Source organism: Acidovorax sp. GW821-FHT09A11 (assembly GCF_059418365.1).
This window is the reverse complement of record NZ_JBWKPS010000001.1, coordinates 279,887-305,901: the sequence shown is the minus strand read 5'-3', so window position 1 is coordinate 305,901 and position 26,015 is coordinate 279,887. Positions and strand designations below refer to the sequence as shown.

The 26,015-nt window shown below is 68.7% G+C and carries 22 protein-coding genes; 10 read left to right on the top strand and 12 right to left on the bottom strand.

The genetic code is table 11. The features are described from left to right. The first annotated feature begins 19 nt into the window (after positions 1-19). Entirely contained in the window at positions 20-934 is a 915-nt protein-coding gene (ygfZ, locus tag AC07PV_RS01430) for a CAF17-like 4Fe-4S cluster assembly/insertion protein YgfZ (RefSeq protein WP_494629173.1), read from the top strand. A 151-nt stretch (positions 935-1,085) separates the two neighbouring features. Here the strand turns inward: ygfZ and AC07PV_RS01425 are convergent, their stop codons facing one another. The 3 genes from AC07PV_RS01425 to AC07PV_RS01415 all read right to left on the bottom strand — a co-directional run bounded on the left by AC07PV_RS01425 (position 1,086) and on the right by AC07PV_RS01415 (position 3,870). Further along, positions 1,086-1,943, bottom strand: coding sequence for a YbgC/FadM family acyl-CoA thioesterase (locus AC07PV_RS01425; RefSeq protein ID WP_218294799.1), 858 nt, complete (start codon positions 1,941-1,943; stop codon positions 1,086-1,088). 8 nt (positions 1,944-1,951) lie between these two features. Beyond that, the gene (locus AC07PV_RS01420) at positions 1,952-2,920 is read right to left on the bottom strand and encodes an alpha/beta hydrolase (protein WP_494629171.1); all 969 of its coding nucleotides are present in this window, start codon (positions 2,918-2,920) and stop codon (positions 1,952-1,954) included. 71 nt (positions 2,921-2,991) lie between these two features. Continuing rightward, on the bottom strand, positions 2,992-3,870 hold the full coding sequence (locus tag AC07PV_RS01415; protein ID WP_369642617.1) for a 2-keto-4-pentenoate hydratase: 879 nt from the start codon (positions 3,868-3,870) through the stop codon (positions 2,992-2,994). Between the two features lie 59 nt (positions 3,871-3,929). Between AC07PV_RS01415 and gbd the strand changes: the two genes are divergently transcribed. Beyond that, positions 3,930-5,066: a 4-hydroxybutyrate dehydrogenase gene (gene gbd / locus AC07PV_RS01410; RefSeq protein WP_494629169.1), complete on the top strand. Its 1,137-nt coding sequence runs from the start codon at positions 3,930-3,932 to the stop codon at positions 5,064-5,066. 260 nt (positions 5,067-5,326) lie between these two features. Then, positions 5,327-8,158 (top strand): EAL domain-containing protein, encoded by a 2,832-nt coding sequence (locus AC07PV_RS01405; RefSeq protein WP_494629167.1) that lies wholly within the window; start codon positions 5,327-5,329, stop codon positions 8,156-8,158. A gap of 7 nt (positions 8,159-8,165) precedes the next feature. On the opposite strand, the gene AC07PV_RS01400 is transcribed toward AC07PV_RS01405, so the two are convergent. The 3 genes from AC07PV_RS01400 to AC07PV_RS01390 all read right to left on the bottom strand — a co-directional run bounded on the left by AC07PV_RS01400 (position 8,166) and on the right by AC07PV_RS01390 (position 12,710). Continuing rightward, entirely contained in the window at positions 8,166-9,365 is a 1,200-nt protein-coding gene (locus AC07PV_RS01400; RefSeq protein WP_494629165.1) for a phospholipase, read from the bottom strand. A gap of 87 nt (positions 9,366-9,452) precedes the next feature. Then, positions 9,453-10,280, bottom strand: coding sequence for an HDOD domain-containing protein (locus AC07PV_RS01395; protein ID WP_218294793.1), 828 nt, complete (start codon positions 10,278-10,280; stop codon positions 9,453-9,455). A gap of 60 nt (positions 10,281-10,340) precedes the next feature. After that, on the bottom strand, positions 10,341-12,710 hold the full coding sequence (locus AC07PV_RS01390; RefSeq protein WP_494629163.1) for a Tex family protein: 2,370 nt from the start codon (positions 12,708-12,710) through the stop codon (positions 10,341-10,343). Positions 12,711-13,115: 405 nt separating this feature from the next. Between AC07PV_RS01390 and AC07PV_RS01385 the strand changes: the two genes are divergently transcribed. The 6 genes from AC07PV_RS01385 (at position 13,116) to AC07PV_RS01360 (ending at position 18,790) form a co-directional block, all read left to right on the top strand. Beyond that, positions 13,116-14,837 carry an IPTL-CTERM sorting domain-containing protein gene (locus tag AC07PV_RS01385; protein WP_494629162.1) on the top strand — a complete coding sequence of 574 codons (1,722 nt, stop codon included), beginning with the start codon at positions 13,116-13,118 and terminating at the stop codon, positions 14,835-14,837. A 285-nt stretch (positions 14,838-15,122) separates the two neighbouring features. Then, the gene (locus AC07PV_RS01380) at positions 15,123-15,533 is read left to right on the top strand and encodes a hypothetical protein (protein WP_494629160.1); all 411 of its coding nucleotides are present in this window, start codon (positions 15,123-15,125) and stop codon (positions 15,531-15,533) included. Between the two features lie 57 nt (positions 15,534-15,590). After that, the gene (locus AC07PV_RS01375; protein ID WP_494629158.1) at positions 15,591-16,700 is read left to right on the top strand and encodes a DUF72 domain-containing protein; all 1,110 of its coding nucleotides are present in this window, start codon (positions 15,591-15,593) and stop codon (positions 16,698-16,700) included. 95 nt (positions 16,701-16,795) lie between these two features. Beyond that, entirely contained in the window at positions 16,796-17,080 is a 285-nt protein-coding gene (locus AC07PV_RS01370) for a hypothetical protein (RefSeq protein WP_494629156.1), read from the top strand. Positions 17,081-17,089: 9 nt separating this feature from the next. After that, positions 17,090-17,857 (top strand): histidine phosphatase family protein, encoded by a 768-nt coding sequence (locus AC07PV_RS01365; protein WP_494629154.1) that lies wholly within the window; start codon positions 17,090-17,092, stop codon positions 17,855-17,857. A 9-nt stretch (positions 17,858-17,866) separates the two neighbouring features. After that, a complete protein-coding gene (locus AC07PV_RS01360; protein ID WP_492245362.1) occupies positions 17,867-18,790 on the top strand; it encodes an NAD(P)H-hydrate dehydratase in 924 nt (307 codons plus the stop codon). 96 nt (positions 18,791-18,886) lie between these two features. On the opposite strand, the gene AC07PV_RS01355 is transcribed toward AC07PV_RS01360, so the two are convergent. From AC07PV_RS01355 to AC07PV_RS01330, 6 genes are all read right to left on the bottom strand, one after another. Next, the gene (locus tag AC07PV_RS01355; protein ID WP_218341114.1) at positions 18,887-20,104 is read right to left on the bottom strand and encodes a multidrug effflux MFS transporter; all 1,218 of its coding nucleotides are present in this window, start codon (positions 20,102-20,104) and stop codon (positions 18,887-18,889) included. A gap of 116 nt (positions 20,105-20,220) precedes the next feature. Continuing rightward, positions 20,221-21,264 (bottom strand): diguanylate cyclase, encoded by a 1,044-nt coding sequence (locus AC07PV_RS01350; protein ID WP_218294785.1) that lies wholly within the window; start codon positions 21,262-21,264, stop codon positions 20,221-20,223. A 133-nt stretch (positions 21,265-21,397) separates the two neighbouring features. After that, positions 21,398-22,678 (bottom strand): TRAP transporter large permease, encoded by a 1,281-nt coding sequence (locus AC07PV_RS01345; protein WP_492253337.1) that lies wholly within the window; start codon positions 22,676-22,678, stop codon positions 21,398-21,400. After that, positions 22,675-23,253: a TRAP transporter small permease gene (locus tag AC07PV_RS01340; RefSeq protein ID WP_494629151.1), complete on the bottom strand. Its 579-nt coding sequence runs from the start codon at positions 23,251-23,253 to the stop codon at positions 22,675-22,677. The genes AC07PV_RS01345 and AC07PV_RS01340 overlap by 4 nt, the downstream gene beginning before the upstream one ends. Before the next feature lie 189 nt (positions 23,254-23,442). Then, positions 23,443-23,892 (bottom strand): type II 3-dehydroquinate dehydratase, encoded by a 450-nt coding sequence (locus tag AC07PV_RS01335; RefSeq protein ID WP_218294782.1) that lies wholly within the window; start codon positions 23,890-23,892, stop codon positions 23,443-23,445. Between the two features lie 129 nt (positions 23,893-24,021). Next, positions 24,022-25,023 carry a TRAP transporter substrate-binding protein gene (locus AC07PV_RS01330; RefSeq protein WP_494629150.1) on the bottom strand — a complete coding sequence of 334 codons (1,002 nt, stop codon included), beginning with the start codon at positions 25,021-25,023 and terminating at the stop codon, positions 24,022-24,024. Positions 25,024-25,223: 200 nt separating this feature from the next. Between AC07PV_RS01330 and AC07PV_RS01325 the strand changes: the two genes are divergently transcribed. After that, entirely contained in the window at positions 25,224-26,009 is a 786-nt protein-coding gene (locus AC07PV_RS01325) for an IclR family transcriptional regulator (RefSeq protein ID WP_494629148.1), read from the top strand. Positions 26,010-26,015 lie beyond the last annotated feature (6 nt).

Here is a 26,015-nt window from a genome sequence, read left to right as displayed (position 1 = left end):
CGGGCATCATAATTCAGCGATGACTACCCCCTTGAACGGCATAGCCCCCCTGTCCCACCTGGGCGTGATTCGCGTGGAAGGCGAAGACGCCGCCAAGTTCCTGCACGGCCAGCTCACCCAGGATTTCGCCCTGCTGGGCATGGACCAGGCCCGCCTGGCAGCGTTCCTGTCCGCCAAGGGCCGCATGCAGGCCACCTTCATCGGCTTCAAGCGCAGCGCCAGCGAGATCCTGCTGGTCTGCAGCCGCGACCTGCTGCCGCCCACGCTCAATCGCCTGTCGATGTTCGTGCTGCGCTCCAAGGCCAGGCTGACCGACGCCACCGCCGACTTCGCCCTGTACGGCCTGGCGGGCGATGTGGTGCCCGGCGGCGGCCAGCCCGCCTGGACCAAGGCCGACGTGGGTGCCGCCTCGGTGGTCCACCTGTATCCCGCCGACGGCCGGCCGCGCGCGCTCTGGGTGGCTCCCGCGGCAGAACCCGCGCCCGCCGGTCCCGCGATGGAACCCGCCCTGTGGCTCTGGAGCGAAGTGCGCAGCGGGGTGGCAACGCTGACCACCCCGGTTGTCGAGGCCTTCGTGCCCCAGATGCTCAACTACGAGTCCGTGGGCGGCGTGAACTTCAAGAAGGGCTGCTACCCCGGGCAGGAGGTGGTGGCGCGCAGCCAGTTCCGGGGCACGCTCAAGCGCCGCACCTACATTGCCCACGCCCCGGCCGATGTGGCGGTGGGGGCCGAAGTGTTCGCCGTGCCGGACCTGGAACAGCCTTGCGGCACCGTCGTGCAGGCCGCCCCGGCACCCGGTGGCGGCACCGACGCCCTCGTGTCGCTGCAGATCGCCGCCGCGCAGGGTGGTGCCCTGCAGGTGGGCAACGTGCAGGGCGTGCCGCTGGCGCTGGCGCTGGCGCCCCTGCCGTACGAGCTGCTCGCGGACATCTGACGCCCGCGGGCAGGACCGGGCCGCTGCGGGATCAGGCCACGCCGCTATGCATTCAGGAGCATCCCGCGCTTGATGCAGGGCGGATCCAGATACGAATCCCCCAGGGCCGTTTGCAGGAAAGCGCGAGGCGCTTTCTTTTTGATAGCAGAATCTACCAGCGCCGCGCCATGGCGATGTGGGCGATGCCCGCCTCTTCCCAGGGCTCGCCCACCACGGCGAACCCCGCGCGGCGGTAGAAGCCTTCCGCGCTGCGCTGGGCGTGCAGGCGCACCTCGCCGTCGCCACGGGCCCGCGCGGCGGCCACCAAGGCTTCCAGCAATTGCTGGCCCCACTGCGCGCCGCGCACGGAGCGGTCCACCGCCATGCGCCCGATGCGGCCCACGCCGGCCGCCTCCTGCAGCAGCCGCCCCGTGGCCACGGGCATGCCCAGGCGGTTGTAGAGCACGGCGTGGCGCGCGCTGGCGTCCAGGGCATCGGCCTCGATGTCCGCGGGAATGCCCTGCTCGCGCACGAAGACCGCGGTGCGCAGGCGCCCGGCATCGCGGCCCAGCGTGTTCCAGTCGCCGGTCTTGACCTCGGCCATCGCGGCGCCGGCCTCGAAGCCCTCGAAGATGGAGCGCAGGCTGTCAGGCACCGGGCGCGAAGTCTGCGTGGCCGGGTCGGCGAACACATAGACCAGCTCGCCCGAGACGAGCAGCTGGTCGCCGCTGAAGATGCCCGCCTGGAACAGGCTGGAAGAATTGCCCACCCTGGCGCAGCGCAGGCCCACGTCCAGCGTGTCGTCCAGACGCGCCGACGCATGGTATTCCAGCGTGGCCTTCTTCACGTACATCTCGCCGTCCAGGGCCAGCATGCCCGCTTCATACGGCAGCGCCAGCGCCCGCCAGTAGTCGGACATCGCCGTGTCGATGTACATGAGGTAGTGTGCGTTGAACACGATTTTTTGCATGTCCACCTCGGCCCAGCGCACGCGCAGGCGGTGAAAACAGCGGAAGTCACTGCGTTGCATGGATAGATTCACTCCGTGGTTTGAAAGAACGCCTGGCGCAGCGCCCGGGCCGCGTCGGCATGGGCGGTGCGCGCCTCGGGAATGGCACGGCCCATCTTGATGAATTCATGGGTCACCCCGCGGTAGATCTCCAGGTCCACGGGCACGCCCGCGAGCCGCAGCTTGTCCGCATAGTCCACGCCCTCGTCCACTAGCGGGTCGCATTCGGCCAGGCCGATCCAGGCGGGGGCCACGCCGTCCACGTCGGGGGCGTGCAGCGGGGCGAAGCGCCAGTCCTCGCGCTCGGCGCGGCTGCGCACATAGTTGCCAAAGAACCAGCTGATGGCAGGCTCTTCCAGCACCAGGCCGCGCGCGAACGTGGCATGCGAGGGCGTGTCCTGGTGGGCCGCGCAGCCCGGGTAGAACAGCAGCTGCAGTGCCAGCGGCAGGCCCGCGTCGCGCGCCAGGATGGCGTTCACGGCGGCCAGTGTTCCGCCCGCGCTGTCTCCGCCCACGGCCATGCGCGCCGGGTCGGCGCCCAGTTCGCGGGCGTGGGCAGCAAGCCATGCAAGCGCATCCCAGGCATCGTTGCTCGCGGTGGGAAAACGGTGCTCGGGCGCGAGCCGGTAGTCCAGCGACACCACCATGCAGCGGCCCAGGCGCGCCAGCTCGCGGCACAGGATGTCGTGCGTGGCGATGTTGCCGATGGTGAAGCCGCCGCCGTGGGTGTACAGCAGCACCGGCAGGCCCGCCTCCGTGGTCGGTGCGTACAGCCGCGCGGGCAGCGCATGGCCGTCGCGCGCGGGGACGTGCAGGTCCTCCACCCGCGCCAGGGCCGCCTTGGGCACCTCCAGCACATCGGCGCCCGCCTGGTAGGCCGTGCGTGCGTCCTGGGGCGAGCGGGTGTGCAGCGGGGGGTGCCCCGCGCGCGCCATGCGCTCAAGCACGCTGCGCATCTGGGGGGTCAGGCGGGTGTGGTGGATGTGCAGGTCGGCCAACGGTCAGGATCTCGGCAACAGGAGGAAGCCCGCGCAGGCAGGCAGCCCGCGGGTCGTTTGTTTGTTTGTTGTTACTTGAAGGTCACGCGCACGGGCGCGGCGCCCGGCAGGCCGTCGTAGGTCGCTGTCACCGCCAGGCCCGCCTTGGGCGGCAGCAGCGGCGAGAACGAACCCAGGCTGATCAGGTCGCCCGGCTGCATCGCCAGCCCCTCCTGCGCGAGGGCACCCGCGAGCCACACCACGGCATTGAGGGGATGGTCCAGGATGTCGCTGCCCTTGCCGCCGCCCAGGCGCGCACCCGCGCCGTCGGCCAGCGACACATTCATGTCGGCCAGGGCCTGCAGCATCGCGAAGCGCTCGGCCCGGTAGGCCGGCACGGGCAGCGGCGCGCCCGCCACGCCCAGCCGCGCACCCACGTTGATGGCCGTCACGCCGGCGCCATTGAGCTTGGGCGGCGCCTGCACCATGAGGTCTGGCAGTTCGATGAAAGGGATGACCTGGTCCACCGCCTCCAGCACCTCCATCGGCGTCCTGGCATGGTTGATGGCGGTGCTCTTCACCCGCACCAGCATGTCGGCTTCGTACAGCGGCCGGGCGCCGAAGGCCGCGTCCACGGTGGCGCCACTGGGCAGGACCATGCCTTCATAGAGCTTGCCCCACACGGGCTTGTCGGTGTTGAAGCGCTTTTGCACCGCGGGATTGGTAAGGCCGGCCTTGTAGCCCACGACCTTGCCCAGACGCTGCGCCAGCAACTGGTTGACCTTGGCGCGGGTGCAGGCGCCATCGGCGTCCGACAGGTCCTCGGGGTTGGCGGCCGGGGTCTTCGCGGTGTAGTGGGCCACCAGCTCGGCGGCCTGGGCATCGGTCAGGCAGCCGGCCTGCGCGGATGTCGCAAACGCGACGAATGCACCGGCCAGTGCGAGCGGAATGAGGGTTTGCTTCGTGGTCATCGGTGCCTCCGGGTTGTAGAGTCTTTGCAGCAATCGTAAACGTAACTTCCACCTTCACCATGGCTTTCATCTACTACGTCACCCAGATCCAGTTCGAGTTCGGCGCGGTCAAGCTGCTGCGGCAGGAATGCGAGCGCGTCGGCATCACACGCCCCCTGCTCGTGACGGACCCCGGCGTGAAGGCCGCTGGTATCCTGCAAAAGGCGCTGGACGCCCTGCCTGGCATGACCGTGGCGGTGTTCGACCAGACGCCCTCCAACCCCACCGAGGCCGCCGTGCGCGCCGCCGTGGCGATCTACCAGGCCGAGGGCTGCGACGGCCTGATCGCCGTGGGCGGCGGCTCGGCCATCGACTGCGCCAAGGGCATCGCGATCGCCGCCACGCACGACGGGCCGCTCACGCACTACGCCACCATCGAAGGCGGCTCGCCCCGCATCACCGAGCGCGCCGCGCCGCTGATCGCGGTGCCCACCACCAGCGGCACCGGCAGCGAGGTGGCGCGCGGCGCCATCATCATCGTGGACGACCACCGCAAGCTCGGGTTCCACTCGTGGAACCTGGTGCCCAAGACCGCCATCTGCGACCCCGAGCTCACGCTGGGCCTGCCGCCCATGCTGACCGCCGCCACGGGCATGGACGCGATCGCCCACTGCATGGAAACCTTCATGTCGGCCGCCTTCAACCCGCCGGCCGACGGCATTGCCCTGGACGGCCTCACGCGTGGCTGGGCCCACATCGAGCCGGCCACGCGCAACGGCAGCGACCGCGAGGCGCGCCTGCACATGATGAGCGCGAGCATGCAGGGCGCCATGGCCTTCCAGAAGGGACTGGGCGCCGTGCACTCGCTCAGCCACAGCCTGGGTGGCGTGAACCCGCGCCTGCACCATGGCACGCTCAACGCCATGTTCCTGCCCGCCGTGGTCCGGTTCAATGCCGGGGCCGAATCGGTGCGCAACGAAAAACGCCTGGAGCGCATGGCCCACGCCATGGGGCTGGGCGCGGCGGGCGACATCCCCGAGGCCATCCGCGACATGAACGCCCGCCTGGGCCTGCCCACGGGCCTTGCCGCCATGGGCGTGACCGAAGGCATGTTCGACGACATCATCAGGGGCGCGCTGGCCGACCATTGCCACAAGACCAACCCCCGCATCGCCACGCCCGAGGAGTACCGCGAGATCCTGAGCCAGTCGCTGTAGGGCCCGCTCCCGTCCCCCCGGCTTTCGCCAGCCCCCCGCCGCGCCTGCCCCGCTGGCGCGGCGCGCGGCCAGCGGGCGGCGGCCCTCCTTCGCCGTGCCCGCGCGCCCGCAACGCACCCCCAGCCTTCCCCCTGGCGAAGCCCGGCGGGATTGCGCTACCCCGGGTGCCGCACACCCCCTGCCCACACGCTAGACTCCGGTCGGTCAACAATTAATTAACAATTCATTACCCTGGGGTTTTGGGGGGAGGGCCACGACCGATGCGCACCGGAAATCTCAGTACCTGGCTCCTGCGGGGCACCTATCCCCGGCTGTACGTTCCGATTGTCCTGATCATCCTGCTGGTCAGCGCCGTGCGCTACCACTACCTGGTGGCCGCGGAAACCGACGAAGTCCGCCGCCATGCCGCCACCGAGCTGCGCCGGGCGGGCGATGCGCTGCTGCCCGGGGTGGCAGCCCTGCCCCCCTCGGAGCACGAAGCCCAGGCCACGCTTTTGCATGAAGGGGTCGCCCGCTTCGGGCCGGGCGTCCAGTCGGTGAAGTGGCAGGTGGGCGACGGGCCCGTCATCGATGTCCAGGCGCCGCCCCTGCGCGCATCGGCCCCGGGATGGTTCGCCGAATGGGTGCGCATCGCGCCGCCCACGCAGCAGTTCGGGCAGGCCGTGCCCGGCGGCCAGACCGGGCGGCTGACGGTGACGCTGCAATCCGCGCCCCTCGTGGGCCAGATCTGGAGCACCGTCGTGGTGCAGCTGCGCATCTCGGCGCTCAATATCTTCACGATCCTGTTCCTGCTCACGCTGCTGCTGCGGGCCAATGCGCGCATGCTGCGGCGGCTGGCCGAAGCCACGGACGCGTTCCGCCACGGCCATCTGGACACGCGCATGGACGTGACCGGCACGCTCGAATCACGCGCCATGGCGGCCACCTTCAACGACATGGCCGGCAAGGTCCAGTCGCTCGTGCTGTCGCTGCGCGAAACCCAGCACCTGCAAAGCGAGCAGCTGCATTTCACACGCCAGCTGATCGACGCGCTGCCCCTGCCCGTCTTCGTGCGGGACGCCAATGGCGCCTACCTGGAAGTCAACCGGGCCTGGCAACGGCTCTTTCACACGCCCGCCAGCGCGGGCACGGCCCCCGCATCCCCCCCGGCGTACCCCGAAGAGCTGGCGCCCGCGCGCTCCGCGCAGATCGCGCAGGCGCAGGACAACGAGATCCGCATCCACCCCGCCAACCACCAGCCGCCCCGGGACATGGCCTACTACGAAGCCCCGTTCACCACCACCCGGGGCACACTCGCCGGCACCATCGGCACGCTGGTCGACGTGACCGAACGCAAGCGCGCGCAGGAGGCCCTGCGCGCCGAGAAAGAGCGTGCCGAGGTCACGCTCGCCTCCATCGGCGACGGCGTGATCACCACCGACCTGGCCGGCTGCATCGAGACCATCAACGAAGCCGCGCAGCTCATGACCGGCTTCACGGCGGACCAGGCCCTGGGCCGTCAGCTGGACGACGTGTTCCGGCTGTACCAGGAGCTCGCGAGCCGCAATGCCAGCTCGGCCGCGGAGCGCGAGACCGTGCCGGGCGCCCTCCACCAGGTCGCGCACGAGGTGCTGATCCACCGCTCCGGCGAGCGCTACGCCATCGAGTACACCGCGTCGGCGATCCGCAAGGGCGACGGCACGGCCGTGGGCTGCGTGCTGGTGTTCCGCGACGTGACCGAGACGCGCAACCTGCGCCACCAGATCTCGTGGCATGCCCGCCACGATGCGCTCACAGGCCTGTACAACCGGACGGCGCTGGCCGAGCGCCTCACGCACGCAATCTTCGTCGCCCGGCAGAAAGGCCTGCTGCTGGCCGTGTGCATGCTCGACCTGGACCATTTCCAGGCCGTGAACGACACCCACGGCAACCGCGTGGGCGACCGGCTGCTCAAGGAAACCGCGCGGCGCCTGGGCGCGTTCATCACGCCCCAGGACGCGGTGGCGCGCATGGGGGGCGACGAGTTCGTGCTGCTGCTGGGCGAGCTGCCGGACGTGCCCGCCATCGAGGCCCGCGTGGGCGTGCTCATGCAGCAGCTGGCCGCCCCCTACGCCATCGACGACCGCGTGCTGCACACCACCGTGAGCGTGGGCGTGGCCGTGTTCCCGCAGGACGACGCCAACCCCGACACCCTGCTGCGCCACGCCGACCAGGCCATGTGCCAGGCCAAGGGCTTCGGCCGCAACCAGATGCACGTGTTCGACGTGCAGCTGGACCATGCCGTGCAGACGCAGCACACCCGCCAGACGCGCGTGGCCCAGGCCCTGCACGGGGGCGAGCTGGTGCTGCACTACCAGCCCAAGGTGCACCTGCGCACCGGCGAGATCCTGGGGCTGGAGGCCCTGCTGCGCTGGCAGCATCCCGACCACGGCCTGCTGGGCCCGCAGCACGTGCTGCCGCTGATCGAGGACGCAGAGCTGGAGGTGGAACTGGGCGAATGGGTGCTGCGCCAGGCCCTGGCGCAGATGCGGCAATGGACCGATGCCGGCATGCAGTGGGAGGTGAGCGTGAACATCTCCGCGCCGCACTTCCACCGGCCCAACTTCGTCGAGCGGCTCAAGGACATCCTGCACACCTGCCCGGAGGTCTCGCCCACCCGCCTGGAACTGGAAATCCTGGAATCCGCGGCCCTGCAGGACATGCAGTACATGCGCCAGATGATGCAGAACTGCCAGCTGCTGGGCGTGCGCTTCGCCCTGGACGACTTCGGCACCGGCTTCTCCTCGCTGTCCTACCTCAAGCGCCTGCCGGCCGAGACCATCAAGATCGACCAGTCGTTCGTGCGCGGCATCCTGGAAGACGGCGACGACCTCACGCTCGTGGGAGCCATCGTCGCGCTCGCCACGGCCTTTCAGCGGCACGTGGTCGCGGAAGGGGTGGAGACCGCCGAGCAGGCCGCACGGCTGCTGGAGCTGGGCTGCGAGCGTGCCCAGGGCTTTGGCATCGCCCGGCCCATGCCCGCGCACGAGGTACTGACCTGGGCACGGCAACACACGGCCCGCCACGCGGCCCGGGCCGTGCAGGATGCGGCACGGCGGCCTGCAGCGACCTGAGCGGCCCCTATAGCGGGTGCACGGCGTTCATGTCCGGCCGCGCCAGCCACGCCTGCCACTCGTCCACCAGCTGCTGGCTGGCCCGCGTGGCCGCCAGCCAGGCCTTGGCGCGCGCGGCGCTGTCGGCGCCGTAGTGCGTGAAGTCGTTGCGGTCGGGCAGCTTGGCGTTGGGCAAGCTGCGCACCCAGTCGGGGCTGGGCGACAGCACCACCATGTTGTCCAGCGCAGGCGTGGAGCGGTGGCGCCACTTGAGTCCCTTGTCCAGCCAGCCGGGCACCACGCGGTGCTGGAAATGCGGGTACAGCACCAGGCCGGGCGAGGCAGCGGGGTCAGAATTCAAGTCTTTTTGGCCTCCAGCGCTGGATGGAAAAGCGCTATCAGCTATTAATTCAATAGCATTCTGCTCTTGCCTGCCATAGGCCAGGTGCAGGTGGTAATCGGTGATGCCCCCGTCCCAATACGCCCCACGGGGCGCACCCGGAATGTTGTGCACCGCCTGCAGCACAAACGGGATCGAGCAGCTGGCCTGCAGCGCCTGCATGAAGTTGCCGCCGTGCAGCAGCACCTGGCAGGTGCGGTAGTCCGAGGTGCCAAAGGGCAATGCAGCACACGCAGCCCCCGCCCCCTCGGCGGAGGTACCGGACGCATCGGACGAGGAGAACACCACACGTTCCAGCCACGCCCCCATCGCCTTGCGGTGCACCGTGTTCGTCAGAAAGGCGCCCAGATAGCCCAGCGGCGTGGCCACGCGGTGCTCGCGCCCCAGCAGGTGCCGCCCCCGCGAGGTGACGATGTGCAGGCGGTAGCGCGGGTGGTTCAGCACCTCGTCGATACGCCCGCCATAGAACGCCTGCAGGTTCTGGCCAAACCGCTCGCTCACGTGGGCCGCCGACGGGCGCTTCTTGCCGGGCGGCAGGTCGTAGTCCTGGTGGATGTAGTCGTGCTCCAGCCGCTCGAAGGCCGCCACCGGCTGCTGCAGGCAGGCCGTGGCCATGCGCCAGGCGCCGATCGACGCGCCCACCAGGTCCACCGGCTGGCGCGACTGGGCCAGCCATTCGCCGAAGATGAAGCGGTCCAGGGGCCCCAGGATGAGCCCCTTGGGGCCACCGGCCGCCGCGGGGATCACGCCCACGTCGCCCGGCCGCAGGCCGTGGTTTTCAAGGTGCTGCCGGGCGCGAGGGCCGGCATGGATGCGCAGGGCTTTCATGGACGGCATTGTCGCAAAGCACCGCGCCCCGGCATGTCGCGCAAGGTGCCCGGGCCGGGCGCAAGCATCCCGGTTCGCAAACCGCCGTCAGACCACGTAGTCGGCGGCCTCGGGCCGTGCCGTCCAGTCGATGGGGTCCTGCTGCAGCACCATGTCGATGTCCAGCCCCAGGGTCAGGCCGACCTCGCCGGGGAACGATACGGCCATCTCCTTCTCGCCCAGCTCCGCCTCGCGGGCCCGCGCGCGCCAGGAGGCCAGGTGGATCACTCCCGCCAGGGGCTCGTAGGCGTTGTTGTCGAACGGCACGCTCTGGTGCTGCAGCGCATCGACCACCACCTCGGGAAGCTGCCAGCGGCGCGCCAGCCCGGCCGTCACATGGCCATAGCAGTAGCCGAAGATGCGCTGCTCGATCTTGCCGCGCCGCAGATCGAATGGCGCCACCAGCGTGTTGACCGACTGCGCCTTTTCCGGGTCGGCCAGGTGAATGACCAGCTCGCCCAGCGCGTGCAGCAAGCCCGCGGTGTATGCGGCGATCTGGTCCTGCTGCGCGATACCCGCCAGCGACCGCGCCAGCTTGGCCGTGTTGAGGCTGTAGCGCCAGAACTGCTGCATGTTCACTCCGGGCACCGAGCGGGAGGTGGTGCCCAGCGGTGCCGAATTGACCAGCGAGCGCACCTGGGCCGTGCCCAGCAGCGCCAGGGCCTCCGGGATGCCCGCGATCTGGCGCGGCAACTGGAAGGTGGGGGAATTGGCCAGCTCCAGCAGTCGCCCGGCCAGCGCCGGGTCCGTGCCAAAGAGCTGGTTCAGGCGCCGCAGGCTGGGCTCTTCATGGGCCAGTTCGCTCATCAGCAGCGCCACCGCACGCGGAAGGCTGGGCAGAGCCACTGGTTGTGCCAGCAATGCGTTCAACTCCATGGGGTCAGGCGCCAGAGTTTCGATTGCTGGCGATTATGGCCCCCATCACCCCCCAATCCGTCAACGGCCCTTCGCCTGTTGCAACTTGGCGAATGCCGACGCCATGGCCGACTGCTGCGCGGGCTCGGGGGCACGGCGCTGCGGCTGCGCGTAGCCCCGGCCAGCGCCCTCGAACCGGTTGTCGCGGGGCGCGCCCCGCTCCCCGCCCTGGCGCGGCGGCGCGGCATCGAGCTTCATCGACAGGCCGATGCGCTTGCGCTCCACATCCACCTCCATGACCTTGACCTTCACGATGTCGCCGGTCTTGACCACCTCGCGCGCGTCGTTCACGAACTTGTGCGCCAGCTGGCTCACGTGCACCAGGCCGTCCTGGTGCACCCCCAGGTCGATGAAGGCGCCGAACTGGGCCACGTTGCTCACCGTGCCCTCCAGGACCATGCCTTCCTTGAGGTCCTTGATGTCCTCCACGCCGTCGTTGAAGCGCGCCACCTTGAAGTCCGGGCGCGGGTCGCGGCCGGGCTTCTCCAGCTCGGCCAGGATGTCCTTGACGGTGATCACACCAAATTTCTCGTTGGCGAACAGCTCGGGCTTCAGGGTCTTGAGCATGTCGGCACGGCCCATGATCTCGGCCACGGGCTTGCCGGTCTTTTCCATGATCTGCTCGACCACCGGGTAGGTCTCGGGGTGCACCCCCGTCATGTCCAGCGGGTTGTCACCGCCGCGGATGCGCAAGAAACCCGCGCTCTGCTCGAAGGTCTTGGCACCGAGGCCGGCCACGTCCATGAGCTGCTTGCGGCTCTTGAACGCGCCGTTGGCCTCGCGCCAGCGCACCACGGCCTTGGCCACGCTGCCCGACAGGCCCGACACGCGGCTCAATAGCGGCACGCTGGCCGTGTTCAGGTCCACGCCCACGGAGTTCACGCAGTCTTCCACCACCGTGCCCAGCGTGCGCGCCAGCTCGCTCTGGTTCACGTCGTGCTGGTACTGGCCCACGCCGATGCTCTTGGGGTCGATCTTCACCAGCTCGGCCAGCGGGTCCTGCAGGCGGCGGGCGATGGAGGCGGCGCCGCGCAGGCTCACGTCCACGTCGGGCATTTCCTGCGACGCGTATTCGCTGGCGGAGTAGACCGAGGCGCCGGCTTCGCTCACCACAACCTTTTCGATCACGCGGTCCACCTTGGCCGCCAGCTTGATGAGGTCGGCCGCCAGCTTGTCGGTCTCGCGGCTGGCCGTGCCGTTGCCGATGGCGATCAGGTTCACGCCGTGCTTCTCGGCCAGCTTGGCCAGGGTGTGCAAAGAACCTTCCCAGTCGCGGCGCGGCTCGTGCGGGAACACGGTGGCGGTCTCGACCAGCTTACCCGTGGCATCGACCACGGCCACCTTCACGCCGGTGCGGATGCCGGGGTCCAGGCCCATCACCACGCGCGGGCCCGCAGGGGCCGCCAGCAGCAGGTCGCGCAGGTTGTCGGCAAACACCTTGATGGCGACTTTCTCGGCGTCGTCCCGCAGGCGGGCGAACAGATCGCGCTCGGTCGAGAGGCTCAGTTTCACGCGCCATGTCCAGGCCACGCTCTTGCGGATCAGGTCGTCGGCCGGGCGGCCTGCATGGCTCCAGCCCAGGTGCAGGGCGATCTTGCCTTCGGCCAGGCTGGGCTTGCCGGGCTCGGGCTCCACGGGCAGCACCAGCTTGGCTTCCAGGATCTCCAGCCCCCGGCCGCGGAACACGGCCAGCGCGCGGTGCGACGGCACGCGGCCAATGGGTTCGTCGTATTCGAAATAGTCGCGAAACTTGGAGACCTCGGGGTCGTTCTCGTTCTTGCCCTCCACCTTCTTGCTGCGCAGCAGGCCCTCGGCCCAGAGCCATTCGCGCAGGTTCTGCACCAGCACGGCGTCTTCGGCCCAGCGTTCGGACAGGATGTCGCGCACGCCGTCGAGCACGGCCGGTACGGTGGAGAAATCGGCGCCCGTCTTGCCGTCGTCCAGCACTTCGGGCGGCCGCGTGAAGGCCGCGGCCTCGGTCGCCGGGTCCAGCGTGGGGTCGGCAAACAGCTTGTCCGCCAGCGGCTCGATGCCGAACTCGCGGGCCATCTGGCCCTTGGTGCGGCGCTTTTGCTTGAAGGGCAGGTAGAGGTCTTCCAGCTCCTGCTTGGTGGGCGCCTGTGCAATGGCCAGGCGCAGGGCATCGGTCAGCTTGCCCTGCTCGTCGATGCTCTTGAGCACGGCGGCGCGGCGGTCTTCCAGTTCGCGCAGGTACGACAGGCGCGCTTCGAGTTCGCGCAGCTGGATGTCGTCCAGCCCGCCGGTCACTTCCTTGCGGTAGCGCGCGATGAACGGCACCGTGGCGCCGCCATCGAGCAGCTCCACCGCTGCGCGCACCTGGGATTCACTGACTTTGATTTCTGCGGCCAACTGCCGGACGATCTGCTGCATGGGTGGGCGAACTCTCTGAGACTCAATCAAACAAAACGCGAAGCGCGCGAGTTTGCCACAGGGACTTTGGCTGACAGGCGCCAGCAAACTTCTCCGGGCCACCAGGCGCCCCGCGCGTTACCGGAGGGCCCACGTCCCCCACCCCACAGCGCATGGAAACGTGAAAACAATGCACCGAGAATTCTGTGAGCACACTCGACCCGCGCCCCTGCTCCCGAAGGGGATGAAGGCTGCATTTGCTCCTGCCGCCATGTGGCTGGCATACCGGCTGACCCGGAGGCGGTGCCGTCCTACAGGGAAGATTTGAGAAAGTTCCGTTAAATCCTGTTCGCCAGCGAAAAATTAGGCAACAATTGTCAATTAGTAACAAACAGCAACCACGCCGAAGGCGTTTTCGGAGGCACTATGGGATTTCAATACCTGGTACGGGCATTTCTGGATCTCCTGCACCGACGCTTCAGCGCGGTTGCATTCATCTTGCTGTGCGTGGCTGCCCCGCAGGCCTCCGCGCTGATCATCGGAGAGTTCCGGGTCCGCGGCCCCAACGGTGCCAACGATGAATTCATCAAGCTCTACAACGAAACCGCCTCGCCGCTGACAGTGGCGGGCGGCGGCACGGGCTTTGCCGTCGCGGCCTCGGATGGCGTGGCACGCTGCGTTGTTCCCAACGGCACGGTGATTCCTGGCTTTGGCTACTACCTGTGCGTGAATAGTGTCGGCTACTCGCTGGCTGCCTATCCAGCGGGCAATGGCACCACGGCCACCGGCGACGCCACATACACCACCGACATTCCCGACAATGCAGGTATCGCGCTGTTCAACACCAGCGTCGCTGTGGACTTCACCCTGCCAAACCGCCTTGACGCCGTGGGCTCCACGTCGGAAGCCAATACGCTGTACAAGGAAGGCGCAGGCTACCCGGCCCTCACGCCGTTCTCCATCGACTACGCCTTCACCCGCGACATTTGCGGAAAGCAAGGCTCCATCACCAGCTTTACAGCGTGCCTGAACACGGGCGTGGCGATCGACACCAACAACAACGCAGTCGATTTCATCTTTGTCGACACCAATGGCACCTCGGCCGGCGCCGGCCAGCGGCTGGGCGCACCGTCCCCTGCAAACTTGAGCAGCCCCATACTCGGCACCATTGCAAGCCCAGCTCTTCTGGACCCTTGCGTCGCACCGAGCTCACCGCCCAACGTGGTCCGGGACTTCACCAGTGATCCGGCCAACAACTCCACCTTCGGTACGCTGGATGTCCGCCGCACGCTGACCAACACCAGTGGCAGCAACCTCACCCGGCTGCGCTTCAAGATCATTGACCTGACGACCTTCCCTGCACCCTCTGGCATCGCGGACCTGCGCCCCCGCACGTCCACTGCCGTTGTGGTCACAGTGGACCGCGCACCTTGCGGATCGGGCACCAGCAACGTCACGGTGCAAGGAACCACGCTGGAGCAGCCACCTTCTCAACCGAACGGCGGTGGCTTCAACTCGACGCTGTCGTCGGGCACAGTAACCCTTGGCACTCCGTTGGCCCCGGGTGCAACCCTGGATCTGCGCTTCCTTTTGGGTATCCAGCAAACGGGTGCCTACAAGCTGGGCGTTGTCATCGAAGGCCTGCCAGAAGGCGGCACCGTCTTTGAGATAGCAGGCTGCACGGACGCCGCCTGCCTTCCGAACGTGCAATCCATTGTGCGGGCCGATCCCGACCCCACCACGGCGGCAGCTGTGAACTACACGGTGACGTTCAACCAGGCTGTGACCGGGGTGGACGCGTCGGATTTCGTGTTGACAACCGGAGGCATCGCAGGCGCCTCGGTGACTGGCGTCAGCGGTTCAGGAGCCGTCTACACCGTCACTGTGAATACAGGCACCGGCAGTGGCACGATCAGATTGGATGTCGTGGACAACGATTCCATCATGGGTCCAGCGCCCGCAAGCTTCACCCTTGGTGGTCCGGGTGCTGGCAATGGAAATTTCACTACGGGCGAGCTTTACACTTTGACCCGAGGTGCCGTCGTGGCCAGCAACATCCCCACCCTGAGCGAGTACGGAATGATGCTGCTGGGCCTGGCCCTGATGGCCTATGTGTGGCTGCAGCGCAAGCGGGGCAACCTTCGCTGACCCGGGTCTCTCTCACGAGAGGCTGATGCATCGACATTGAACAGACCGGCGCGCCCTCGAGGCGCGCCGGTCGTTTCTGGCAACGGTGCGCAAGCGCTGGAGCGGTAGCGTCCCCCGGGCGCGCAGGCGCGGCAGGGCACGGCCATCACCGAAAGCGGACACCGGCAAAGGGCGGGGGGCCACCCGGTGCGGGCACAGCAACGGTCCGAAGAAGTACCACGCCGCGAACGCCCGCACCGCCGCTCTTAGAATGTGCCGGGCCACCAAGCCACCCCAAGCACACGCATGGACGCCGCCCCTCTTTCCTTCCCCATCCGCACCGAATGCCCTCCCGGCACCTGCGTGTGCGGCCGGGATGCACTGCTGGAGGCGCCGGGCGGCGATGTCCGCATCCTGCGCCTCACGCGCAACGAGGAAAAAAAACTGCTCGAACGACTGGAAAACCTCACCAGCCTGAGCGACCTGCGCCGCCTGCTGGGCCGCATGGAAGACCAGCTGGGCGTGCGCCTTTCCATCACCCCCAGCCCCCACGAGGTGCGCAGCCTGCGAGGCATTGCGATCCTGGTGCTGGAGCAGCCCGGCCTGTGCCGCAAGACCCGCCAGGCGATTCCCGCCGCGATCCGCAAGAGCATGGACCAGCACCCGGAAATCACCTACGAACTGCTGAACGAAGGTGGACTGTTCGCGGGCCTGTGACCTCCTCTGCGGTACCCCATTCCGGCTCGCGCCCGCCACACCATCCGCGTCCTTCACATGCAAGACGACCTTTTCGGCGGCCCGCCGGTGCCGCCCCCTCCCACCCACAAGGCCGCCGCCGCTGGCTTCGCGGCCGATGCAGATGAGCCCGCGGCGGCCAGGCCGCGCCGCACCGGGGTGCATCCGGCCCCCGGGCACGATGGTCTGTGCGCCCTGGCCGCCGCCCTCCCCCGCCAGCTGCGGCTGGGCACGTCGTCATGGACATACCCCGGATGGAAGGGACTGGTCTGGGAAGGCGAGCATTCCGAGTCCATGCTCTCCAAGCAGGGGCTGGCCGTCTACGCCCAGCACCCGCTGCTGCGCACGGTGAGCATCGACCGCAGCTTCTACCGGCCGCTCACGGTGAGCCAGTACGAGCGCTATGCCTCGCAGGTGCCCGATGACTTCCGCTTCGTGGTGAAGGCGCCCAGCCTGGTGACCGACGCCCTCGTGCGCAGCGAGGACGGGCGGGGGCGCCAGCCCAATCCGGCTTTCCTCAGCCCCGAACTCGCCCTCAGTGAATTCGTGGAACCCGCGCTGCAGGGCCTGGGGCACAAGCTGGGGGCGCTGGTGTTCCAGATCAGCCCCCTGCCCCTGGCGCAGCTGGACCGCATGCACGAGCTGCTGGAGCGCCTGCGCGCCATGCTGTGTGCGCAGCCTGCGTTGCACCCCACCGCGCCGGACGGCGTGATGGCCGTGGAGGTGCGCGATCCCCAATGGCTCACCCCGCGCTTCGCGGCGGTGCTGCGCGAGGCCGGGGCCACCTACTGCCTGGGCCTGCACGCAAAGATGCCGCCGCTGCAGGAACAGCTGCCCATGCTGCGCGCGCTCTGGCCCGGTCCGCTGGTGTGCCGCTGGAATCTCCACCCCATCCACGGCCCCTATGGCTATGAAGACGCGGAAAAGAACTATGCGCCCTATGACCGGCTCCACCACCCCGACCCTGGCACGCGTGCCGCGCTGGCGAGCCTGATCGCGGGCATCACCGGGCGGGGGCACAACGCCTTCGTGGCCATCAGCAACCATGCGGAAGGCTGCGCGCCGCGCACCGTGCAGGCGCTGGCCGAATGCGTGGCGGCCCAGCTTGGCGGCCCGGCGCCCGCCGCAGCGCCCGGCCCCGTGGTGTAGGACGCGGAGCACCCGCGCCAAAACCGTGCGCTGACACCGGGCGGCCGTACCCTGCGCGACGATGGCGGCATGCTGTCAACGTCAGGGCCCGTCACATGAACCTTCTTCAAAAACTCCGCGGCGTGCGCCAATGGGACGCCGAACGTGCCGGTTTTCCAGGCGAGCACTGGCTGGTGCTGGGTGCGGGCCTGCTGGTGCTGCGCGGCGCCAACCGCAGCCGTGGCCTGGTGCGCCGCGCAGCGGGCCGGGCCCTGGGCAGCGCCCTCATCGCGCGCGCCGCATCGGGGCGCGACGGGGTGGCCGGCAAGCTGGCACGGGAGACGGAAAAGGCCCCGGCGGCTGGCGCCGTGGGCAGGGCCCGCCTTCGTGCCCCTCGGTAGCCCGAGGCCATGGAAACACGCTGGCCCGCGCGGCTGTGGGTGGTGCGGCATGGACAAAGCGCCGGCAACGTGGCGCGCGACGCGGCCGAGGCGGCGGGGCTTCAGACCATCGACCTCGCATGGCGGGACATCGATGTGCCGCTGTCGGACCTGGGAACCGCGCAATCGGTGGTGCTGGGGGAATGGTTTGGACGCCAGCCCGTGGATGGGCAGCCGCAGGTCATCCTGTGCTCGCCCTACGTGCGCGCGCTGCAGACCGCCCGCCTGGTGGCGCGGCACAGCCGTCTGGAGCATGTCACCCTGCGGCTGGACGAGCGGCTGCGGGAAAAGGAGTTCGGCATCCTGGACCGGCTTACCAAGTTCGGCATCCAGCAGCAGCACGCCCAGCTGCATGAGCAACGCACCCACGTGGGCAAGTTCTACTTCAGGCCGCCCGGCGGTGAAAGCTGGTGCGACGTGATCCTGCGGCTGCGCAGCCTGCAGGAGATGGTCACGCGCGAATACGCGGGGCAACGGGTGCTGGTGGTCGCGCACCAGGTCATCGTCAACTGCATGCGCTACCTCATCGAGCAGATGGACGAGCAGCAGATCCTGGAGATCGACCGCCAGGGCGACGTGCCCAACTGCGCGGTGACGATCTACCGCGCCCATGGGGCGCACGAGGGGCGCACCGACGAGGCCATGCAGCTGGTCCAGGCCAACTTCCTTGCCCCGCTGCGCGACGCGCGGACACCGGTGACGCGGGAGCCCGACGCCGCCACCGCCCCCAAGCCCTGACGGCACGCCATGCCCCGCAACCCTACCTGGCCCCGGCCCAGAGCCCTGACCGAGGCACTGCTTCGGCGCTGGCCCCTGCCCCATCCCGGCGACGATGCGGACAAGGAAGCGCGCGGGCACGTGCTGGTGGTCGCGGGCAGCCATGAAATGCCCGGCGCGGCGCTGCTGGCGGCCGTCGCCGCGCTGCGTGCGGGGGCCGGTAAACTCACCGTGGCCGCACCGGAGCGCGTGGCGCAGGGCCTGGCACTGGCCATCCCCGAGGCGCGCGTGATGGGGCTTGCCGAGACGCGGGCCGGGGGTTTTGCCGCGCGCGACTGCGACCGGCTCGGGCCCCTGTCCGACCAGGTGAGCGCCGTGGTGCTGGGCCCCGGCATGCTGGATGAAGCCCGCAGCGTGGCCTTCGTGCGCACGATGCTGCCGCTGTTTCGCCGCAGCACGGTGGTGCTGGACGCCTACGCCATGTCGGCCGCAGTCGGCGCGGCGTTCGACCAGCCCGTCGTCATGACGCCCCACGCCGGGGAGATGGCCCACCTGACCGGTGCATCCAAGGACGCCGTGCTGGCCGACCCGCTGGCCGCCGCCCGGGCGGGCGCGCAACGCTGGGGCGCCTGCGTGGCGCTCAAGGGCAGCACCACCTGCATCGCGCAGCCCGACGGCTGTTCGTTGCGGTTTGCGGGCGGTACCCCGGGGCTGGCCACGTCGGGCTCGGGCGATACGCTGGCGGGCCTCATCGGCGGCCTGGCCGCGCGCGGCGCGCCGCCGCTGCATGCCACGGCCTGGGGCGTGCTCCTGCATGCACGCGCGGGCAGCGCGCTGGCGCGGGACCAGGGCACGCTGGGCTACCTGGCGCGCGAACTGTCGGCGCAGGTGCCTGCGCTGATCCATGCCCTGGGCCCGCGCGCCACCCCACGGCGCCATGCCGGACCGAAGTGATCCACAGGGCTCGCCCGCATCACGCGGTTTGAACGAAAAAGGCCGCCTGCGCTGGATGCACAAGCGCAGAAAGCTATCAATTCAATAGCAATCGGGCTACGGCGCGTTGCCCTTGGCCAGCGGCCGTGCCGCGCACTCGCCGCCCAGCGTGACCCAGGTCAGCACCAGGCCCAGGAGCGCGCCGCTGGCCATGCCCACCACCATGGGCAGCGGCTTGCCATTGGCGAACACACCGACCACGCCCATGGCGGCAGCGCCGATCAGCATCTGCAGCGTGCCCAGCAGCGCCGAGGCGGTGCCCGCGATGGCGCCGTGCTCCTCCAGGGCGAGCACCGAGGTGGTGGGAATCACCAGCCCCATCAGGCCGCTGGCGACGAAATACAGGCCCAGCAGCACTTCCAGCCGGTCGCCGCCAGCCAGGTAGTAAGCCAGCATGGCCACCATCACGGCGCCCGCACCGGTGACCGCCACCTTGACAGTGGGCACCAGTCCAAAGCGGCGCCCCAGCCGGGCGGTGAACTGCGCGGCGGCAAAGAATGCGGCGGCATTCACCGAGAACGCCAGGCTGTACTGCACGGGCGTGAGGCCGTAGTGGTTGATCAGCACGAAGGGCGAGCCCGCCAGGTAGACAAAGAACCCCGCCATCGAGCAGCCCCCGATGAACACGAGGCCGAGGTAGTGCCCGTCGCGCAGGAGGAGCCAGTAGCCCGAGAGCGCGCCCGCCAGGCTGCTCTCGAGGCGCTCGGCTGCCGGCCGCGTTTCGCGCAGCCCCCGGGATACCAGCAGGAGGCCGGCGACCGCCGCCACCGCCACGGCCCAGAACACCCCGCGCCACCCCGTCAGCGCAATGACGCCACTGCCCGCCAACGGCGCCAGCAGCGGGGAAATGCTGAACACCAGCATCAGCAGCGACATGAGGCGCGCGGCCTCGGTGCCGGTGTGCAGGTCGCGCACCACGGCGCGGGGAATCGCCATGCCGGCAGCGGCGCCCAGCCCCTGCACGAAACGCAGGACCACCAGGGTCTGGATGTCGGTGGCGAGCGCACAGCCCACGCTCGCCAGCGTGAAGAGCAGCAGACCCACGTACAGCGGCGGCTTGCGGCCCACCATGTCCGACACCGGACCATAGAACAGCTGGCCAACGCCCAGCGAAATGAAGAACGCCGTCAGGCTCCACTGCACGGCGCCCACCTCCGCGCCCAGGCTCGCGCCGATCTCGGGCAGCGCCGGCAGGTACATGTCGATGGCAAAGGGGCCGATGGCCGACAGCAGGCCCAGGATCAGGGCCATCTTGAAGAAACGGGAAGCATGCATAGCAGGCCATTGTCACCAGTTTGGTGCAAGCCTGCGGGTTAACCCTGCAAAAACCCGCAACAGCGCGGCCACCCCCCGGTTGCGACGCAAGGCGCCGGGCCCGCGCGCGCTGCCTGTCAGCCCGCCCCGTCGGCCAGTTCGATCCGGTTGCGCCCGCCCTGCTTGGCGCGGTACATGGCGCGGTCGGCCAGGCGCACCAGCATCTCGGGCAACTCGTCGCGCTGCGGCTGCACGCTGGCCACCCCGAAGCTCACGGTGACGATGCCCAGCGGCGCCCCTTCGTGCGGCAGCGCCAACTGGTGGATCGCCTCCTGGATGTGGCGCGCCACATCGGCCGCGGCCTGCAGGTCGGAGCCGGGCAGCAGCACCACGAACTCCTCGCCGCCAAAACGCGCTGCCAGCTCGCCCTCGCGCCGCGCGCCCGTCTGCGCCAGCGTGAGGGCCAGCGCCTGCAGGCAGGCATCGCCCGCGAGGTGGCCATAGTGGTCGTTGAAGTGCTTGAACACATCCACGTCCAGCATGATGAGGGCCAGCGGCGTGCGGGCCCGCTGCGCGCGCGCCCATTCACGCGCCAGGGCATCGTCGAAGTGCCGGCGGTTGGCGATGCCCGTGAGACCGTCGGTATTGCTCAGCAGCTCCAGGCGCTGATTGGCCTGCGCCAGGGCCTGGGTGCGCTCCTGCACCAGCGCCTCGAGTTCGCGGTTGCGCTGGCGCAGCTCCTCGATGGGGTACACCTCGCTGCCACGGGCCTTGCCGAACGGGATGGAGACGCTCACGTGCGCGATCTTCCAGTCGCCTCCCGCCTCCTGGCCGCCCTCGCGCCGGAACAGCACCACCTTGCGCGCGGTCTCGCGGGCAAACAGCGCGTCGGGAATGGGCAGGTGGATGTGGAAGAAGGCGGTGGCGGCAAGCAGGTCGGCCCCCAGGTCCTGCACGAAAAGCTCGACCATCTCGATGCCGATGCGCGCTGGAACCTGCGCGAAATCCTGCTGCGTCACCTCGATCCATCCGGCACGGGTCTTGATCAGCTGGTCGCTGCTGCCCGCGAAGCCGCTGAAATTCTCGCTGAAACGCGCCAGCAGCCGGGCATCGCGCGCGGCATACATCTCGATGTACTCATCGAAGAGCATGCGGGTCAGTCGCTCGCGTTCCGGTGACATGCGGTGGGTCCTTGTCGGGTGCTGGGGGGATGCGCCGCCGCGCGCGGCCCGCGCCAGCAGGCATGTTTTGAATGTAACACCCGCCCTGTCCCCGCGAAAACACGGAACTACCCTGCATCCTCCACGCCCCGCTTCAGCCGTGGAACCACTTCGCGGGCCAGGTCACCAGCCAGGGAAAGACCACCATGAGGAACATGATGGCGAACTCCGCGACCATGAACGGGACGACCCCCTTGGTCACATCGTCCATCGACATCCTGCCCACCCCCGCCACCACGTTGAGCACCGTGCCCACGGGCGGGGTGACGAGGCCGATGGAGTTGTTGATGATGAACATCACGCCGAAGTAGACCGGGTCGATCCCTGCCGCGTTGACCACCGGCATCAGCACGGGCGTGAGGATCAGGATGGTGGGCGTCATGTCCATGGCGGTACCCACCGCCATCACCAGCACCATGATGGCCGCCATGAGCAGGATCTTGTTGTCCATGAAGGGCTGCAGCAGGCCCACCACCTTGGACGGCAGGTCGGCCACGGTGATGAGCCAGGCGCTCACCATGGCCGCGGCGATGAGGAACATCACGATGGCGCTGGTCTTGGCGGCAGCGACGAAGATGCCGTAGAGGTCGCGCCAGGTGATCTCGCGGTAGATCACTGCCGAGACGAAGAGCGCGTACACCGCCGCCACGACAGCCGCCTCGGTGGGCGTGAACACCCCCATGCGCAGGCCCACGAGGATGATCACCGGCAGCATCAGCGCCCAGAGGGCCTTGCGCAGGGCCGTGAGGATCTCGCCAGCGGACTTGCGCGGCGGCGGCACGATCTTCTCGCGCCGCACCAGGAAGGCCCAGGTGAGCCACAGCGCGGCGCCGATCAGGATGCCCGGCACGATGGCCGCGAGGAACAGCTTGGAGATCGACACATTGGCCGCCACCCCGAAGATCACGAGACCGATGCTGGGCGGGATCACCGGGCCGATGACGCCGGTGGCCGCGATCAGCCCGCCGGCACGCGACTTGTCGTGCCCGGCCTTGACCATCATGGGCAGCAGCAGCGCCGTGAGCGCCGCCGCATCGGCCACGGCCGAGCCCGACAGGGCCGACAGCAGGCAGCCGGCCATGATGGTCACATAGCCCAGCCCGCCCTTCACATGGCCCACCATCGCCAGGGCGAAGTCCACGATGCGGCGCGACAGGCCGCCCACGTTCATGATCTCGCCCGCCAGCATGAAGAAGGGCACGGCCAGCAGCGGAAAGCTGTCGGCCCCGCCGATCAGGTTCTGCGCCAGGATCTGCGCGTCGAACAGGTCCAGGTGCCACATCAGCGCCACGCCGCTGGCCAGCAGCGAGAACGCGATCGGGATGCCCATGGCCATGGCCAGCAGCAGCGATCCGACAAAGACGAAGATGGTCATCGCGCGGCCTCCTTGCCGCGCGGCGCATCGGTGGTGCCTGCCGAGCCCAGGATCTGCTGCAGCTGCACCGCCTCTTCGGACTCCTGCACCATCACCAGGTCCTCCTCGGCGATCTGGCCGCTGAGCAGCTTGTACAGGTCGATGGCCAGGATCAGCGCCGCGCAGACGGCGAACACCAGGCCCGCGCCGTAGACGATGGCCATGGACGCGCCCGTGGTCGGCGCCGTCACGTCCCAGTTGATGCGCGCCTGCGCCAGGCTGCCCTGGAACAGCAGCCAGACGATGTAGAGCATCACCCCATGGCCCAGGGCCAGGCAGATCTTCTTGCCCAGCGCGGGCAGGCGCTGCACCACCATGTCCACCCCCAGGTGGCCATGCTCGCGCAGCGCGACGATGGCACCGAGGAAGGTCATCCAGATGAAGAGCCAGCGCGACACTTCTTCCGACACGGTGATGCCGGAATTGAAGCCGTAGCGCAGCACCACGTTGCCGAACACCAGCACCACCATCAGCGCCAGCAGGGCGGCGATCACCGCCTCCAGGCCGCGGCAGGCGCGGTCCATCCATGTGTTCATGTTGTACGTCCTAAAAACACCCCCTGAGGCGCTTCGCGCCTTCCCCCTCTCTCGTCTCGCTGCGCGAGTCGGGAGGGGGACGCCCCCAGTGCGGCGGGGCGGCCCTTGCACGGGGGCCCTGGCTTGGGCTGCGCCAGTTTTATGCGTTGCGCGCAACGCGCAGCGCAGTGAATCCTGGCGGAACGGCGCTCAGGCGGGCTGGGAGGCTTCGCGCAGGCTTTCCACCAGCGAGCGCAGCGCGGCCAGGTAGGAATGCGGACCGAAGCCCTGCACCGTGGCCTTGACGGCCGGCGAGATGATGGAGTGCGCGCGCCAGGCCTCGCGCGCGGCGATGTTGGACATGTGCACCTCGATCACCGGGAAGGGCATGGCCTTGATCGCGTCGTGCAGCGGCACGCCATGCTGCGTGAGGCCGGCAGGGTTCACCAGCGCGCCCTGCGCCGCGTCGATGTGCTCGTGCAGGAAGTCGATCAGCGCGCCTTCGTGGTTGGACTGCAGGATGCCGAGTTCCACGCCGAGCTCGGCGGCGAGCTTCTGCAGGCGCTCGTTGATCTGCGCCAGCGTGGTGGTGCCGTAGATATGGGGTTCGCGGCGCCCGAACAGGTTGAGGTTGGGGCCGTGGAGGACGAGGATTTTCATGGGGTGTTCAGGGTTGGGAGCGGCTGACAAAGCTCAGCGAAGCGGTTCTGGCTAGGCGCTGCGTCGAAGGCAGTGCGAATAGCACGACAAGACGCAGCAACGACGCCAGAAGAGTTTTGCCAGGCGCTCTTACTTGCGGATGCGGGCGAGTTCACTGTTGTAGAGCTTCACGATGGCCGGGTCATAGGTGGCCGCGAACTTCTCGATCACCGGCTTGGCGATCTGCTGCATGCGCGCCAGCTCGGCCGGCGCGATCTCGTTGTAGGCCATGCCCTTGGCCTGCAGGTCACCCACCGAGCGCTGCGCTGCGGCGCGGCTCACCTGGCGCTGGTAGCCGCGCGCCTCGTTGGCGGCGTCGTTCATCATCTTCTGCTCGGCGGGCGAAAGCTGGTCCCAGAACTTCTTGCTCACGAGCACGATGTTGGCGGCGTACACGTGGTTGGTGGCGCTCACGTACTTCTGCACCTCGAACATCTTGTTCGACAGGATCACCGCGTACGGGTTCTCCTGGCCGTCCACCGCCTTGGCTTCCAGCGCGCCGTACAGCTCGGCGAACGGCATGGGCACGGGGTTGGCCTTGAAGGCCTTGAAGGTCTCAAGGAACACCGGGTTGGGGATCACGCGCAGCTTGAGGCCGTCGAAGTCGTCGGCCTTGGTGATCGCGCGCTTGCTGTTGGTCACGTTGCGGAAACCCAGGTCCCAATAGCCCAGGGCCACCAGGCCCTTTTCAGGCAACTTGGCGATCAGTGCCTGGCCCAGCGGGCCGTCGAGCAGGGCATCGGCCTGCGCAAAATTGGCCACGGCGAACGGAAAGTCCACCAGCCCGAATTCCTTGACGATGCCGGCCAGCGAGGTGGTCGCCGGTGCCGACATCTGCTGCACGCCGCCCTGCAGGGCCGACTGCTGCTGCATCTCGTTGCCCAGCTGCGAGGCGGGGTACTCCTGCACCTTGAGCTTGCCGCCGCTCTTGGCCGCCAGCAGTTCGGCAAAGCGCTTCACGCCAAAGCTCACCGGATGGTCCGCATTGTTCAGATGGCCGAAGCGGATCACGCGCTCTTGCTGCGCAGCGGCAGGCAGGGCCAGCAACAGGGACAGGCCGGCGGTGGCCAGCAGGCAGGCAGTTTTCTTCACGGGGGATCTCCATCAAAAAAGGGACCAAGGCTTGCCAGGGCGTAACCGAAGTCGCCGCCGCAGCACTTGGGACGCATCGTAGGAAAAAGTGGAAAGTGTTTCCATAGTAGAAACCCTTTAACAATTTTTGGTACATTGCTGCCGAACCGGTGCCGACGCTCCCAGCGTGCGTCCGCACAAATCTTCGAAAGCCATTGCCCATGAGCAGCATCCTCGAGCGCAGCTTCAAAGTCCTGGAACACCTCGCGCCCCACCCCGAAGGCAAGGCGCTGTCGAACCTCGCGTCCGAACTGGACATGCCGCTGAGCGCCACGCACCGGCTGCTTGCCGAGCTGGTCCGCTGCGGCTATGTGCGCCAGGAACACAACCAGGGCAACTACATGCTGACGATCAAGCTGGTGTCGCTGGGCCTCGGGTTCCTGAGCGCCAGCGGCATCGTGGACATTGCGCAGCCGCTGCTGGACCGGCTGGCCGCCGAATCGGGCGAGCTGGTGCGCCTCGCGGTGGTGGATGGCGACGAACTGACCTTCGTGGCCAAGGCGCAGGGCGCGATGCGCGGTCTGCGCTACGACCCGGACATGGGCCTGTCGGTGAACCTGTCGTGCAGCTCGGCCGGCCACGCGTGGCTGTCCACGATGACCGACGAGGAAGCCCTGGCGCTGGTCGCCAGGCGTGGCTTTGGCAAGCCCGAGGACTACGGCCCCAACGCGCCCACCACCGTGAAGGCGCTGCTGGCCTACCTGCAGGCGGCGCGCGAGCGCGGCTTCAGCATGATCGTGGAAGTGTTCGCCCCCGCCATGACCGCCATGGCCGCGCCCGTCCGCAGCAGCCACAACGGCGCGGTGATCGGCGTGGTCACCATCGCGGGGCCTCTGGTGCGCCTGACCGAGGAGCGCATACTGGCCCTGGGCCCCGCTCTGCTGGCCACCACGCAAGAACTCGCCATGGCCAGCAGCGGCTCGACCCTGCTCAGAAAACGCGGGTAGGCCCTG

Coding starts and splice junctions, on each gene's coding strand:
- ygfZ (WP_494629173.1), top strand. CDS start 20: ATGACTACCCCCTTGAACGGCATAGCCCCCCTGTCCCACCTGGGCGTG.
- AC07PV_RS01425 (WP_218294799.1), bottom strand. CDS start 1,943: ATGCAACGCAGTGACTTCCGCTGTTTTCACCGCCTGCGCGTGCGCTGG.
- AC07PV_RS01415 (WP_369642617.1), bottom strand. CDS start 3,870: ATGACCACGAAGCAAACCCTCATTCCGCTCGCACTGGCCGGTGCATTC.
- gbd (WP_494629169.1), top strand. CDS start 3,930: ATGGCTTTCATCTACTACGTCACCCAGATCCAGTTCGAGTTCGGCGCG.
- AC07PV_RS01405 (WP_494629167.1), top strand. CDS start 5,327: ATGCGCACCGGAAATCTCAGTACCTGGCTCCTGCGGGGCACCTATCCC.
- AC07PV_RS01400 (WP_494629165.1), bottom strand. CDS start 9,365: ATGAAAGCCCTGCGCATCCATGCCGGCCCTCGCGCCCGGCAGCACCTT.
- AC07PV_RS01395 (WP_218294793.1), bottom strand. CDS start 10,280: ATGGAGTTGAACGCATTGCTGGCACAACCAGTGGCTCTGCCCAGCCTT.
- AC07PV_RS01390 (WP_494629163.1), bottom strand. CDS start 12,710: ATGCAGCAGATCGTCCGGCAGTTGGCCGCAGAAATCAAAGTCAGTGAA.
- AC07PV_RS01385 (WP_494629162.1), top strand. CDS start 13,116: ATGGGATTTCAATACCTGGTACGGGCATTTCTGGATCTCCTGCACCGA.
- AC07PV_RS01380 (WP_494629160.1), top strand. CDS start 15,123: ATGGACGCCGCCCCTCTTTCCTTCCCCATCCGCACCGAATGCCCTCCC.
- AC07PV_RS01375 (WP_494629158.1), top strand. CDS start 15,591: ATGCAAGACGACCTTTTCGGCGGCCCGCCGGTGCCGCCCCCTCCCACC.
- AC07PV_RS01370 (WP_494629156.1), top strand. CDS start 16,796: ATGAACCTTCTTCAAAAACTCCGCGGCGTGCGCCAATGGGACGCCGAA.
- AC07PV_RS01365 (WP_494629154.1), top strand. CDS start 17,090: ATGGAAACACGCTGGCCCGCGCGGCTGTGGGTGGTGCGGCATGGACAA.
- AC07PV_RS01360 (WP_492245362.1), top strand. CDS start 17,867: ATGCCCCGCAACCCTACCTGGCCCCGGCCCAGAGCCCTGACCGAGGCA.
- AC07PV_RS01355 (WP_218341114.1), bottom strand. CDS start 20,104: ATGCATGCTTCCCGTTTCTTCAAGATGGCCCTGATCCTGGGCCTGCTG.
- AC07PV_RS01350 (WP_218294785.1), bottom strand. CDS start 21,264: ATGTCACCGGAACGCGAGCGACTGACCCGCATGCTCTTCGATGAGTAC.
- AC07PV_RS01345 (WP_492253337.1), bottom strand. CDS start 22,678: ATGACCATCTTCGTCTTTGTCGGATCGCTGCTGCTGGCCATGGCCATG.
- AC07PV_RS01340 (WP_494629151.1), bottom strand. CDS start 23,253: ATGAACACATGGATGGACCGCGCCTGCCGCGGCCTGGAGGCGGTGATC.
- AC07PV_RS01335 (WP_218294782.1), bottom strand. CDS start 23,892: ATGAAAATCCTCGTCCTCCACGGCCCCAACCTCAACCTGTTCGGGCGC.
- AC07PV_RS01325 (WP_494629148.1), top strand. CDS start 25,224: ATGAGCAGCATCCTCGAGCGCAGCTTCAAAGTCCTGGAACACCTCGCG.